The sequence below is a fragment of the Micromonospora deserti genome, assembly GCF_003236335.1.
GTDB classification, from domain to species: domain Bacteria; phylum Actinomycetota; class Actinomycetes; order Mycobacteriales; family Micromonosporaceae; genus Micromonospora; species Micromonospora deserti.
Genome location: NZ_POUB01000016.1, coordinates 1 through 13,267 on the forward strand (window position 1 = coordinate 1; position 13,267 = coordinate 13,267).

The following is a 13,267-nucleotide window of genomic DNA, read 5'->3' on the forward strand; positions in this document are numbered from 1 at the left end:
GCACACTGATCACCGAGACAGCCCTTGGTTATTGATCATCTTCCCTAGACAAGAAGAATGATCAATCAAGGGCTGTCCCCATGATCAGCCGGGGTCACCGCCCAGCCACCGCTGGTTAAAGATCAAGTTAGCGCAGTGACCGGAAGGCGGTGCGGACCTCTTCTGACAGGAGTTGCGGCTGTTCCCAGGCTGCGAAGTGCCCGCCCCTGTCGAGCTTGTTGTAGTGGATGAGATTGGGATACGCCTGCTCCGCCCAGCTCCTCGGGGTCTCGTAGAGCTCGTCAGGGAAGACGCTCACGGCAGCCGGGACGGAGACGCCCTTGGCGGCGAAGAAGGAGAGCTTGTTCTCCCAGTAGATGCGAGCCGCGGAAACCCCCGTGTTTGTCAGCCAGAAGAGCGTGATGTTGTCGAGGACGTCGTCCCGCGTGAGGCCGACGGGTTGTCCGGCGAAGGCCTGGCAGATCAACTCCAGGCTGGCCGCGTCATGGTCGATCATGTAGCTCGCCAGAGCGATCGGCGAATCCGCGAATCCGGTCAGCGTCTCTGGCCGCGTCCCCATCATGAGGGCGTAGGCGGAGTGCTTCCAGAAGAAGTTCAGCTGCTCGCAGGCCCGCCTCTCCTCGTCGGAGAGGTTGGACGGCAGCGAGGCGAGCGCGTTGCCCGCTCCGGTGATGTCGGACTGGAGCAACCCGTCGATGTCGGGCGGAACTACACCAGGCATATTGGTGTGAATGCCGAGCAGTTCCGGAGGCGCCTGCAGACCCATGACGTCGGTGATGAGCGCTCCCCAGTCGCCGCCCTGCGCCACGAACCGCGTGTAGCCGAGGCGCTTCATCAGCTCAAGCCAGGCACGCGCTATGCGCTCGGGGCCCCAGCCGGGCGTGGTCGGCTTGCCCGAGAAGCCGTAGCCGGGCATCGACGGGATCACCAAGTGGAAGGCGTCCGAGGCGTCCGCCCCGTGCGCCGTCGGATCGGTGAGCGGACCGACGATCTTCAGCTGCTCGATGACCGAGCCGGGCCAGCCGTGCGTGACGATGAGCGGCAAGGCGTCGTCGTGCTTAGAGCGGACGTGGATGAAGTGGATGTCGAGCCCGTCGATCTCGGTGATGAACTGCGGTAGGGCGTTCAGCCGCGCCTCGACCTTGCGCCAGTCGTACTCCTTCTCCCAGTAGCGCGCGAGGGCCTGACTCGTGGCGAGCGGAACGCCCTGCGACTGATCGTCGACCGTCTCCTTCTCGGGCCAGCGGGTGGACGCGATACGTGCGCGCAGCGCCTCGAGGTCCGCGTCGGGAATCTCGATCCTGAACGGCCGGATGTCCGTTGCGGTGCGGGTCCGCGTCTCGGTCCTGACGGCCACGTGGGCCTCCTTTCCTCGGAGTTGGTTCCGCTGGTCACTAGGTGCGGTTCTCCCCTCGGCGGGGGAGCTTCCAGTCCGGCCGCACGAAGTGGCAGGTGTAACCGCCGGGATTTCGCTCCAGGTAGTCCTGGTGTTCCGGCTCGGCCTCCCAGAACGGGCCAGCGGGGCTGACCTCGGTGACCACCTTGCCCGGCCACAGACCGGAGGCGTCGACGTCGGCGATCGTGTCCTCCGCGACCTGCCGCTGCTGGTCGTCGCAGTAGAAGATGGCCGACCGGTAGCTCGTTCCCACGTCGTTGCCTTGACGATTCTTCGTGGTCGGGTCGTGGACCTGGAAGAAAAACTCGAGGAGGTCCCGGTAGGACAGTGTGTCCGGGTCGTAGACGATCTCGATCGCCTCGGCGTGCGAACCGTGGTTGTGGTACGTCGCGTTCGGCACGTCCCCGCCGGTGTATCCGACCCTGGTGCTGATCACGCCGGGCCGTTTCCGGATGAGATCCTGCATCCCCCAGAAGCAGCCGCCAGCCAGGATCGCCTTCTCCGTCGTATCGGTCACATCGCTCCCCTCCCCCGTTTGAGTGCTCGACCGTCAGGACATGCCCTACGGGCCGAACGTGAAGACGTACGCGCGGAAACCGGGTTGGTCGGTGACGAGGCTGAGCAGATAGTCGTTCCGGGACGCGTTGGCGACGAGCCGGATCATGGCCGCCCGGTCGATCCGCGCCACCGCGTCCGGGCCGACGTCGGCGCCGCGCTCGTCGCCGATCGGCTGCCCGTCGAGCAGCACCTGGATCGCGGCCTGCCCAGCTGTACCCGGATCGACGACGAGGTTCACCTCGCCGGCGTTGAAGGGCAGGGCGAGCTCGCCGGTGCCGCTGGCGAGTTCGACGTACTCGCCGCTGCTTCGCCAGTCGCCGGTCACCGTGAAGGTGCCCGGCGCGCCCCGGTCGGCGCCGAGGTACGTCTCGGGTGTGATGCCGAGGTAGGAGGGCTCACCGGTGGTGGCGAAGGCCATCGCCTCGGGGCTGACCGGCGGCAGCTTGGTGCGGGGCGCCCTGATCTCGATGAGCCGCCGGATCTCCGACTCCACCCGCTCGTAGGCGCCCTCGCCGACCCACCGGTCGACGAGTCTTCCGTTCGCGTCGAAGAGGTACTTCGCCGGCCAGGCGTCGTTGCCGAGGGCCCGCCAGATTGTGAAGTCGTTGTCGATCGCGATGGGGTAGGTGAGTCCATGGTCGCGGATCGCCCGGTCGATGTTCTCGGCGTGCCTGCCGAACTCGAACTCGGGCGCGTGCACGCCGACGACGGTCAGGCCGAGATCCGCGTAGTCGCGGTGCCACGCCTTGACGTAGGGCGCCGTGCGGATCCAGTTGACGCAGGTGTACTCCCAGATGTCGATCAGGACCACCCGGCCGCGCAGGTCCTCGGGGGGCAGCGGCGGCGAGTTCACCCACCGCTCGGCAGTGAGGGAAGGGAGCTGCAGGGTCACGTCCGTCGTCCCGCCGCCAGGTCGACGGCCGCGGCGCCGACAATGGCCTTGTCACCGTCGTTCTGGACGTAGCCGACGACCGAGGCGTGTCCAGGATCGAGATCCGGCGGCACCTCGAGTTCGACCCGCCCGCGACCCAGGTCCACCTTCGCGGACGTGAAGGCGCGCACCACGCTGTCCTGCCGCAGCCTTCGCCCCGCGTTCTCGCCCCGGGGAACCTCGTTCTCCAAGCCACGTTCCACGACCGCCACGTTCATCACCGCCCTCGCCGGCAGCCGCTCGGCCTCATAGTCGACCACCACCCACCGCCCACCGCCCGTGCCCCCGGCGGCATCCTCGACCGACAGTGTGAGCGGCGTGATGGCTGCGGAGGCTAGGGCGGACGCGATCGCCTTCGACGCCTGCCGATGGTCGGAGCCGACGAACTCGGCGCTGCCGTTGACGACCATCTGTGGCGTGTACAACCCCCCGGAGCCGAAGGCGCGCGCGTAGTCCTCCTGCCGGCGGGTGTACGCCCCGTCGGCGAACGGATCGGCCCAGCCCAGGTGGTCCCAGTAGTCGACGTGGAAACCGAGGGCGTAGACGGGCTGCCCCCGCTCCCGGGCCTCGCGATCAATCTCGGACAGCACGTCCTCAGCCGGAGGGCAGCTGTTGCAGCCCTGGGAGGTGAACATCTCCACGACGGCGAAGCCGCCACCGGCCGGCGCGGGGGCGGTGTTCGACCCGGTGCGCGAGGTGTCCGTCATGGCGCATCCTCCTCGGTCGGTCCTGCGGGCGGCCCTGACCTTCCCGTTCCGCCCGCGGCCATTCCCGAGACCTGGCCGCCGTCGCCCCCTCCCCGGTACGGGCCAGGAACCCCCTCAGCGCCGCCAGCGTCTCGTCCGGGGCCTGTGTGGCGACCAGTGCCGCGCCGGGGATGACCACTCGCTGCACGTCGTCCGGGCCGGGCTTCAGCCCCTCCGCGGCCTAGTAGTGCTTTGTTAGGTTCGGTGGCGTTTGTTGCGGTGTAGCGGTTTGACGGGTTGGTGGCAGGTGATGCAGGCGCCGGTCCAGGTCGCGAGGAGTCGTTGCAGCTCGCGGATGACGGTGTAGAGGGTCAGGCCGGCGCAGCCGCTTTTGGGTCCAGGCGTAGTTCGGTGATGAACAGGTGCGCGGCGGTGACCAGGGTGACGTGGCGGTGCCAGCCGATCCAGGAGCGGCCTTCGAAGTGGTCCAGACCGAGGCCGGTCTTCAACTCGCGGTAGTCGTGTTCGATCCGCCAGCGGATCTTGCCGTAGCGGACCAGGTCGGTGTGGCTGGTCGCCTCGGGGAGGCTGGACAGCCAGTACTTGACTGGCTCGGCCTGATCGTCGGGCCACTGGGCGATCAGCCACCGCTCAGGCAGGAGGCCGTCGACGTCCCGGGCGACGCGATGCCCGGCGGGACGCACCCGCAGGAAGACGAACTGGGAGCTCATCGCGCCTTTCGAGCCCTCCCGCCAGGTGATCGTCTCGGCAGCGGAACGTCCGGCGGCGCGGACGTGTTCGACCAGACTGATCGCCGTTTTCGGGTAGCGCGGCTCGGTGCGCGTCGGTGGGCGGCCCCGCCCGGACCACACCCGCTCGACTGGCCGCGCGTCCGGCTTGTGGGCGAGGGCGTCGCCTTTGACCTGCATGATGTAGCCGATCCCACGCTGGTCCAAGGCGCTGCGAAACTGGCTGTTGTCCCCGTATCCGGCGTCGGCTGCCAGCAGCGGCGGCCACAGCCCGTGGTCGGCCAGTTCGTCGAGCATCTCCACCACCAGTGCCCACTTCGGCCGATGACGCTCCTGATCGGGGATGCCGCAGCGGGCTCGGCGAGCGGCCACCCCGGGACGGGCGGCCTCGTCAACGGCTTGGTCGTCCCACGACGTCGGGAGAAACAGCCGCCAGTCCAGAGGACACGACGCGGTATCAGTCACGGCGTGGACACTCACCCCGATCTGGCAGTTCGCCACCTTGCCCAACGTGCCGGAGTACTGCCGGGCCACGCCCGGCGAACTCTTGCCGCCCTTCGGAAAGCCGGTATCGTCAACCACCCACGCCACCGGCTCGACCACCTCGTCCGTCCGGCGGGCCAGCCGCATCCGCACCCCCGTGGTGTCCCACGTCGAGGTCGTCACGAACTGCTGCAACCCCTGATGATCAACCCCGAGCCGATCCGCCAGCGGCTGCATCGACTTGCGCCGCCCGTCCAACAGCAGACCCCGCAGATACGTGCCACCCTTCGCCCGCTGATCCGACCGCGCCAGCGGGGTGAACACGTCCGCAGCGAATGCCTCAAGCCGTTGCCGCACAAGGGAAAGCTCGTCAGGGGTCACCTCAACATCGAACTACCCGAACCACCCCGGCGACTCAACGACACGCCGACCTAACAAAGCACTACTAACCGCCGCCCCCAGCGATCGGAACCAATCGCCCTGAAGCGGCACCCAGCGCCGGGTGCACCCTCACAGGCGCACGAGTCACGCGTACGCACATGCCGCGAACAAGTCGGACCACGTTCGTAAGATTTCGTCCATGTCACGAGTGCGCCCGGGCCGACAGTCCGCACCACAGCCCGACATGCCGGTCCTTCGGAGTCTCGGACCCACGTACGAGGAGAACCTGCACGGGCGGCACGCAGCGGTCCTCCTCAAGGTCCTGGCCGACAGGTCCGCGAACGGCGCGACGAACATCGCGCTCGCGGGACACTACGGCAGCGGAAAGAGCAGTGTCATCCGCGGCGTCCAGGCGGGTCTGGACAAGCGGAAGATCAACTGGGTCAATCTGTCGCTGTCGAGCCTGGGCATCGATGACACGAAGCGGGCGCGTATCCAGGAGGACGGGACGCTCGCGCCACTGACGAACCTCATTCAGAAGGAGATCGTTAAGCAGCTCCTCTATCGGAAGGCGCCTGCGGACATGCCGGGGTCGAGGTACTTCCGCATCGACTCGTTCCGGCCCTGGCCGGCGGTGATTTGGGGTGCCGCGGTCGCGGTTGGGTTCTTCGTGGTCGCGGTCCTGCTCGGGCTGGTGAATCGCGTGGAGAAGATGGGGCCCCAGGCCCTGGTCACCAGTCATGGCTGGGTGCCGTGGGCCATCGTCGCTGGGTTCGGCGTGTTCCTGGGCGTGATCTGGTTCCTGGGTTTGCGTGCTCTGCAGAGCCGGGTGCGGGTGGAAAGCGTCTCTGCGGGCGGAGCGGCCGTCACGCTAAGCGCCAAGGAGAACTCGTACTTCGATGAGTACCTCGACGAGATCGTCTACTTCTTCCAGAAGACGAAGACCCAGGTCGCGATCTTTGAGGACCTGGACCGGTTCAGGGACCCTCACATCTTCGAGACGCTACGTGAACTGAACACCGTCTTGAACAACTCCGAGCAGATCAAGTCACGGCCGGTTCGGTTCGTGTACGCGGTCCGCGACAGCATCTTCGAGCAACTCAACGTCGACGCCGCCCCGGGCGGCGACGCGGACGCCGGTACCGATGCTGCAGCGCTTCGTGCGTCAGCTCTGGAATCCGCCCCGTCGGCGAACAGGACGAAGTTCTTCGACCTGGTCGTCCCGATGGTTCCGTTCATCACGCATCGTTCGGCGCGGGACCTGTTGGCGGCGGAGTTCGCCGAATCGGATGAGCGACCTTCGACTGCGCTAGTGAATCTGGTCGGCGCGCATCTGACCGACATGCGCCTGATTCGCAACATTCGGAATGAGTTCGAGATCTACCGCGCCTCGGTCCTTGGAGAGAAGGGCCTCAAGGGCCTCACCGCGGACCGACTGTTCGCGATGATGGTTTACAAGAACCTCCACCTGGAGGACTTCGAGGCCATCCGACTTGGAACGAGCAAGATCGACGAGGTCCACCAGGCTTTCCGCGACATGGTCAAGTATCAGACCGGCCACCAGGCAGCGGTCAGCAAGGATGCACTAGACCGGGTCGCGTCGAACGCCGTGTGGGACAGGCACGCGAAGGTCGCTGGCGAACGGCTCCAGGAGGTGCTGCCGATTGTTTACCGAGCGTCGCGGCGCGGTGGCGTGCCGGTCCTTCAATACCAGTCGAAGCACTACGAGCTCTCGGACCTTACGTCCGGCGACTTTTGGAGGTCGCTGCACGAGACCCGCAAAGGAGTGCAATTTGCCCAACCCGGATACCATGGCGTGGACCTGTCGTTCGATGACGTGATCGCGCTGGTCGGGGATGCAGCGGCTGCGCTGGATGATGCCGTCGAAGCCGATGCCACGAGTCTCCAGCGCGACTCCCGGGCAGCGCTGGAGACCAAGGACTTCGTCGCGAAAGCCACGATGGCGCAGCTCATGGCGAGGACGGACCTGGTCATGCCCACCGACAGCGGCGTCGAACGCAACCTGGATGCCATCGTCGCCGACCTCGTGTCGCCCTTGGCCCACGACCTCCTCGCCATGGGCTACATCGACGAGAACTTCACCCTGTACTGCTCGGACTACCACGGCATCGCCATCAGCGTCAGCGCGATGAACTTTATCCTCCACTGCGTCCAGGCCGACCGCGCAGACCACCGCTTCCGGTTCGACGAGGCTGCCTCCGTCGACGCGGTTGAGAAGGAGATGGGCGCCCGCTTCCTCGACGGCGAGAGCGTCTTCAACCTCGAGGTCTTCGACCACTACCTGCCCACGCGCCCCGAGCGGCTCGACAAGGCACTCGACAAGCTCGTCATGCGCGCCGGGACCGACTCCTCCTTCATCGATGCCTACCTTACGGACGGTGCGTCCCGGGAACTCTTCGTAAGCCAACTGGCTCCTCGCTGGAAGGGTGCGTTCGTCCATCTGGTCGAGAAAGCCCCGATCGACGTCGCGACGGCCATCGTGCTTATCGATGCCGCTGTCCGGAGCGCTGATCGAGACGTCGACTACGACTCCTCGGACCGGGTCGCAGAGCTTTTCTCGGAGCATTACGCCCAGATGCAGGCGTTTGTCGGGACCGTGGAGCCATCAAAGGCCGCTGACGTGGCGGTCCTGGTTCGTCGTCTCGGCGCCCAGGTCAGCGACCTCGCGGTGCTGGGGGACACACAGCGCAAGGAGGTGGTCACGGCTAGCCTTTACCCGGTCACACGGGCGAACCTGTCCACGGCACTCGGTGAAGGTACCCCGCTGGCCCTTGACGTGGTGAAGGCAACCAACGCGACCGTCTACGAGCACATCCTCGACAACGTGGACAGCTACCTCCATGCCCGCGAGGAGGACGAAGTGACCGTCGATGCCCCGGAGGAGTTCGTCGCGGTGCTGAATGACGTCGCCGGTGCCGCCGAATCGGCGGTGCTGCCGGTTGCGAAGGGTGCGTCGGAGGCGTGCGAGGTGGCCGACCTGGAGGACCTCGACGGTACGGCATGGACCGCGGTGGTGTCGGCGAGCCGGTTCGCGCCGACCGTCTGGAACGTGAGCCAGTTCGTAGCAAAGTTCGGCGTCAGCGAGGAACTGGTGAAGACCCTGAACAGCCTCGACCTCACCGAGGTCGAGGAGGTGGAGGAGGAGTCCAGGTACGACCTCGGGTACGCGCTGGCTAATGCCGAGGACCTGGACCCGGCAGCGAGAGTCCGGCTGGTGGAGCAGCTCAAGCTCCCCGGCGGTTTGAATCCCGAACGCCTGATCCACGCCGGGCTCAAGCTGCTCCCGGCACTGCTGGCCGCCGAACTGGTACCGGATGCTGCCGAGACATATGCACGTGTGGGCGGTTGCCCGTTCGCGTTCCGCGAGGAGTACTTCGCGGCGTCGAAAGGCCTGGCGTCCTACGTGTGCGAGCTACCGCTATCGAGCGACGACCTGCCCAAGGTGATGCGGAGTCGACGTGTGGCACCGGCCGTTAAGCGGGCGATCGCCGAGGACGCGGAGTTCGTACACGGCCGGTTGTCCAGGCAGGGCGCGATCGCGATCTGTGAGTGGGCGGCCAAGGGCAATACTGTCTCGGTGGAGCTGCTGGTCAAGCTCAGCGAAGCCGGAGCGCCGGCCGAGCACATCCTGAGTCTGCTGGAACCCCACCTCCCTGACATCAAGCTGCCGGTGTTGGACCAGATTCTTCTGGCGCTCGGCGACGAGTACGAACCGCTCACCAGGGTCGGAGGCCACCGTCCGAAGTTGAAGGAACGGGACGGGACCGAGAAGCTGCTCAATGAGCTAAAGCGCCGCGACCGGGTCAGTTCGTTCAGCCAAGCGTTGCTCGGTGGCATCCGGGTCAACATGCGTCATTGACACCCCGCCAGCGGTTCGAAACCCGCCCACACGCGGAGTGATCATTGGGGCATGGCATCTCGGGCTTCGACCCGACGATCATGTGTATGGCGACGGGCTGTGACCAGAAAGCGTCCGTGGCGCTGGAGAGGAGGAACTCGAGCGGCTCCATCGCATGCCTCGCAGCAGCGCGCGTAGTTAGGGATGCTCGCCATCTCGGGTCGCATTCGGTTGAGATGCTCGCCGTCTGTCGAGTGGGCGCAAGGGAGCCTTGAGGCGCACCACAACCGAGGTCGCCGGCGGCACTCGCGTCGATTGAGCGGGGTAGCTGCAGGTGCTGTACCGACGCGCTACTGGTCTGGGCGGAGCTCGGCGTACTCTCGTGCCGCAGACCGAGAGCGGTTGAGGTGCACGGCTGGATTGCCAGGCGTGGCCGGCTCGTACGGCGTCTGGCCGCCCCCGTGTATGGCGCTTGCGATTGTCAGACGCCCGTGGTCGTGGACGACGCTCGCCGCAACCGGCACGTGCACGAGGAGTCCGACATGCGGACGGGTCGGCCGCAGCGGCCGCCAGCAACTCCTCGCCCTTCTTCACGACATGAATCCAACCATGTCGCCGCGGATCGTGCCGACGGCGGCGCTCGGGGCGAAGATCCCACCCGTGGCGGAACGACGTGATCGGGTGCGCTCATCTAGCCGATGTGCGTGCACGTAGCGTCGTTGATCAGCGAGGGCTGTGATCCTCTCCGCCTCTAGCGCATCCGCGCAGAACCACCATTGTGGTAGGCGGCCGGCTCTGTCTGCTGCGCGCCACCCCTTCCGATTTGACAGCGGCATGGCTAGCGGTTATCTATTGGTGATCTACGGAGGGTGTGCTGGGTGCAGGACGTGGTGCTGGCCATGCTGGCGAAGGAGCCGGCGTACGGCTACGAGTTGCGTAGCCGGATGCGTGGCGCGCTCGGCCCGCTCGGCGAGGCGATGAACGCCGGGCAGATCTACGTGACGCTGGCCCGGCTGGCCAAGGCGGGGCTGGTGACCTCGGAGCGGGCCGAGGGCCTGCCGGACCGGCCGGACCGGCGGGTGTACGCGTTGACTTCGGCGGGGCAGCAGCGGGTCGCCGCGTGGCTGGCCGAGGTGAGTTGGCCGAAGCCGGACCTCAGCGAGTTCCATCTCAAGCTGGTGGCCGCCGCTGCTGCCCGGCTGGCCGATCCGGTGGCCCTGGTCGATGCGCAGCGGCGCGAGCTGCTGCGCCGGCTGCGGGATACCCAGCGGGCTGCGTTAGAGCAGTCGGTGGATCCGGTCGTCGGGTTGTTGTTGGAAGGGGTCGTGCTGCGGCTACGGGCCGACCTGGAGTGGCTGGAAGCGTGCGAACGGATGTGGACCGAACGCGACCGGACTGAACAGAAGGGGAACCGATGACCGAGCGGAGCGAGGGCCGCGAGGGCATGCCCGGTAGTGCCGCATGACCGGGTCGGCGCTGCTACGGGCGCGCGGGGTGACCAGGTGGTACGGCCGGGGAAGCGCACTGGTCCGCGCGGTCGACGAGGTCGACCTGGAGGTGCCCGCCGGGCAGACGCTGGCGATCATGGGTCCCAGCGGCTGCGGCAAGTCGACCCTGTTGCACCTGCTAGGTGGGCTGCAACGCCCGGCCGACGGCGAGATCTGGCTGGCCGAGCACCGGATCGACACCATGAGCGAGCGCGGCCTGGCCCGGCTGCGGCGGCATCACATCGGCTTCGTCTTCCAGTCGTTTCACCTCATGGACGAGTTGACCGCGGTGGAGAACGTCGAGCTGGCCGCGTTGCTGGCCGGACAGTCGCCGCGCCGGGCTCGGCAGCGCGCCATGACTCTGCTGGACCGGGTGGGGCTCGCCGACCGCGCCAAGCACCTGCCGTCGGCATTGTCCGGCGGCCAGCGCCAGCGGGTCGCGATCGCGCGCGCGTTGAGCAACGAGCCGCTGGTCGTGCTGGCCGACGAGCCCACCGGAAACCTGGACAGCGCGGCCACCCTGGAGGTGCTGCGGTTGTTCGAGGAGCTGCGTACGACGGGGCAGACGCTGGTGGTGGTCACCCACGACGCGCGCATCGCTGCGGTCGCCGACCGGGTGATTTCCATGCGTGACGGGTCGTTCGCCGACGACAGCCAGCTCGCCGGCACCGCCGACGCGGGCACGGTCTACGGCGGGTGGCGCTGAGGTGGCCGGGCGCTTGCTGCTCGTGTGCCGGCTGATGGTGCGGGACCTGCGCCGGCGGCGCACCGAGACCGTACTGCTGCTGCTGCTCGCGATCAGCGCCGCGACCGCGACGCTGACTCTCGGCCTCGCCTTGAACAATGCTCTCGCCCAGCCGTACGAGCGGACCCGGGCCGCGACCGCGGGCCCCGACGTGGTGGCGACGCCGGGAGCGACGGGCGCGGAGGCTCTGGCCGCCCTCGCGCCGCTGGCCGCCGCGCCCGGCGTCACCGCACACAGCGGGCCGTATCCGATGGCCTATCTGATGCTGACCGCACGCGGCAAGACCGTGCCCGCAGTCGTGCAGGGCCGGGACAACTCCTCGGCGGCGCTCGACCGGCCCGCGGTGACCGCCGGGACCTGGGTACGCCCGGGCGGCGTGGTCTTCGAACCCACCTTCGCCAACGCCCTCGGCGTGCACATCGGCGACACCGTCGACATCAACGGCCACCCGCTACGGGTGGTCGGGACCGCGGTCACCGCCGCCAGAGCCGTTTACCCGAGCGCCGACTGGCGCGCTCATGCGGGCAGCCCCCTGACTGAAAGCGCCGGCCTGGTTTGGGTCGACAGTAGCCAGATTGGCGCGCTGGCCGGCGCGCGGCCGCTGTCGTACACCCTGAACCTGAGATACGCCGACCCGCGGGCCAGCACCTCGTTTACCCACAAGCGCACGGACGGGATCGAATACAGCAGTTGGGTAGGGATCGCCGAGGCGGACGGCAGGCTCGTCAAACCGGCGCGCCTGGCCCTGATGGTCGGCAGTTGGCTGCTCACCGCCCTCGCGGTGGCCAGCGTCGCCAACATCGTCGCCGGCCGCGTCGTCGACCAACGCCGCCGGGTAGGACTCCTCAAGGCCGTCGGCGCCGGACCGGCCATGATCGCCGCCGTCCACCTCGCCGAATACCTCGTCATCGGGCTCGCCGCCGCCGGTGCCGGCCTGGCCGCCGGCTGGCTCGCCGCACCAGCGCTGACCAGCCCCGGCGCCGGGCTCCTCGGCTCCACCGGCACCCACCCGCCCGCGCTACGCACCGTGCTCGCCGCCACCGTCCTCGCCCTCGCGATCGCCGCCGCGGCGGCCCTGGCACCCGTGCTACGCGCCGCCACCACCGACACCGTCGACGCGCTGGCCGACGCCGCCACGCCACCGCGTCGCCGCGGGTGGCGCGTTTGGCTGTCCCGCCGGATGCCCACGGCCCTGCTGATCGGGGTGCGCATCAACGCCCGTCGCCCCCGCCGTGTCCGCTTCGTCATGGTGAACACCCTGATCACCACGACCGGGCTCGCCGCCTTGCTGATGGGCCTGGCGCAAGACCGGCACGTCAGGCTCGGCGAAACGGAGCTGGTCAATCCCCGAAGCACACGAACCCTCCAGGCCATGCTCCTCGTCATCGTCGTGCTGTGCGTCCTCGCGCTCATCAACGCCGTCGTGAGCACCTGGACCGCGGTCCTCGACGCCCGGCAGCCGCTGGCCGTCGCGCGGACGCTCGGCGCCACACCCGCACAGGTGACCGTGGGCATGGCGGTGGCGCAGCTGCTTCCCGCGATACCCGGCGTCGCCCTCGGGATCCCGGCCGGCATCGGGCTGTATTTGATCACCTCTATGGGCGACATCCAGTACGCACCCGCCTCCTGGATGTACGCCCTGGCACTCACGGTCCTGTTCACCGTCGCCGTACTCACCGCCATCCCCGCCCTGGCCGCCACCCGGCGTCCGGTCGCGGACGCCCTCCAATCCACACCAACCTGACCGGCCGCCAACGGCCTACAGTCTGCTCACGGCACCACGACGAGCGGAACCGCCGAGCGAGACGGCAGTCGCAGCTGACGCATCAACTACACAAGCCGCAAAGAGCCTTCCGAGGGCCGCGTCGGTAGGCCTGAGCCGACGTGATTCAAGATCGGGCATCCGCATCTGCCGCAACCAGCTCGCTATCTGGCGTTACGGTCGACCTCGGCTCGACAGTCGCCCCCCATGAACACGTGATTGATCAGCCC

Annotated in this window: 9 protein-coding genes; 4 read left to right on the top strand and 5 right to left on the bottom strand. The window is 67.8% G+C overall.

The window, feature by feature from the left end; translation table 11 throughout:
• Positions 1-127: 127 nt before the first annotated feature.
• The 5 genes from C1I99_RS04505 to C1I99_RS04525 form a co-directional block, all read right to left on the bottom strand.
• Entirely contained in the window at positions 128-1,357 is a 1,230-nt protein-coding gene (locus C1I99_RS04505) for an epoxide hydrolase family protein (RefSeq protein WP_111132872.1), read from the bottom strand.
• A gap of 37 nt (positions 1,358-1,394) precedes the next feature.
• The gene (gene msrA / locus C1I99_RS04510) at positions 1,395-1,913 is read right to left on the bottom strand and encodes a peptide-methionine (S)-S-oxide reductase MsrA (protein ID WP_111132873.1); all 519 of its coding nucleotides are present in this window, start codon (positions 1,911-1,913) and stop codon (positions 1,395-1,397) included.
• A gap of 45 nt (positions 1,914-1,958) precedes the next feature.
• Positions 1,959-2,846, bottom strand: a complete 888-nt coding sequence (locus C1I99_RS04515; RefSeq protein WP_111132874.1) for a redoxin domain-containing protein — start codon at positions 2,844-2,846, stop codon at positions 1,959-1,961.
• A complete protein-coding gene (locus C1I99_RS04520; RefSeq protein ID WP_111132875.1) occupies positions 2,843-3,592 on the bottom strand; it encodes a DUF1223 domain-containing protein in 750 nt (249 codons plus the stop codon). The genes C1I99_RS04515 and C1I99_RS04520 overlap by 4 nt, the downstream gene beginning before the upstream one ends.
• Before the next feature lie 350 nt (positions 3,593-3,942).
• Complete coding sequence (locus C1I99_RS04525) at positions 3,943-5,184, bottom strand: IS701 family transposase (protein ID WP_199561945.1); 1,242 nt, start codon at positions 5,182-5,184, stop codon at positions 3,943-3,945.
• A 244-nt stretch (positions 5,185-5,428) separates the two neighbouring features.
• Between C1I99_RS04525 and C1I99_RS04530 the strand changes: the two genes are divergently transcribed.
• From C1I99_RS04530 to C1I99_RS04545, 4 genes are all read left to right on the top strand, one after another.
• Positions 5,429-9,064 (top strand): YobI family P-loop NTPase, encoded by a 3,636-nt coding sequence (locus C1I99_RS04530; RefSeq protein ID WP_111132877.1) that lies wholly within the window; start codon positions 5,429-5,431, stop codon positions 9,062-9,064.
• Positions 9,065-9,921: 857 nt separating this feature from the next.
• On the top strand, positions 9,922-10,461 hold the full coding sequence (locus C1I99_RS04535; RefSeq protein WP_111132912.1) for a PadR family transcriptional regulator: 540 nt from the start codon (positions 9,922-9,924) through the stop codon (positions 10,459-10,461).
• A gap of 43 nt (positions 10,462-10,504) precedes the next feature.
• On the top strand, positions 10,505-11,236 hold the full coding sequence (locus C1I99_RS04540; protein ID WP_111132878.1) for an ABC transporter ATP-binding protein: 732 nt from the start codon (positions 10,505-10,507) through the stop codon (positions 11,234-11,236).
• Between the two features lies 1 nt (position 11,237).
• The gene (locus C1I99_RS04545; protein WP_111132879.1) at positions 11,238-13,019 is read left to right on the top strand and encodes an FtsX-like permease family protein; all 1,782 of its coding nucleotides are present in this window, start codon (positions 11,238-11,240) and stop codon (positions 13,017-13,019) included.
• Positions 13,020-13,267 lie beyond the last annotated feature (248 nt).

Coding starts and splice junctions, on each gene's coding strand:
- C1I99_RS04520 (WP_111132875.1), bottom strand. CDS start 3,592: ATGACGGACACCTCGCGCACCGGGTCGAACACCGCCCCCGCGCCGGCC.
- C1I99_RS04540 (WP_111132878.1), top strand. CDS start 10,505: ATGACCGGGTCGGCGCTGCTACGGGCGCGCGGGGTGACCAGGTGGTAC.
- C1I99_RS04530 (WP_111132877.1), top strand. CDS start 5,429: ATGCCGGTCCTTCGGAGTCTCGGACCCACGTACGAGGAGAACCTGCAC.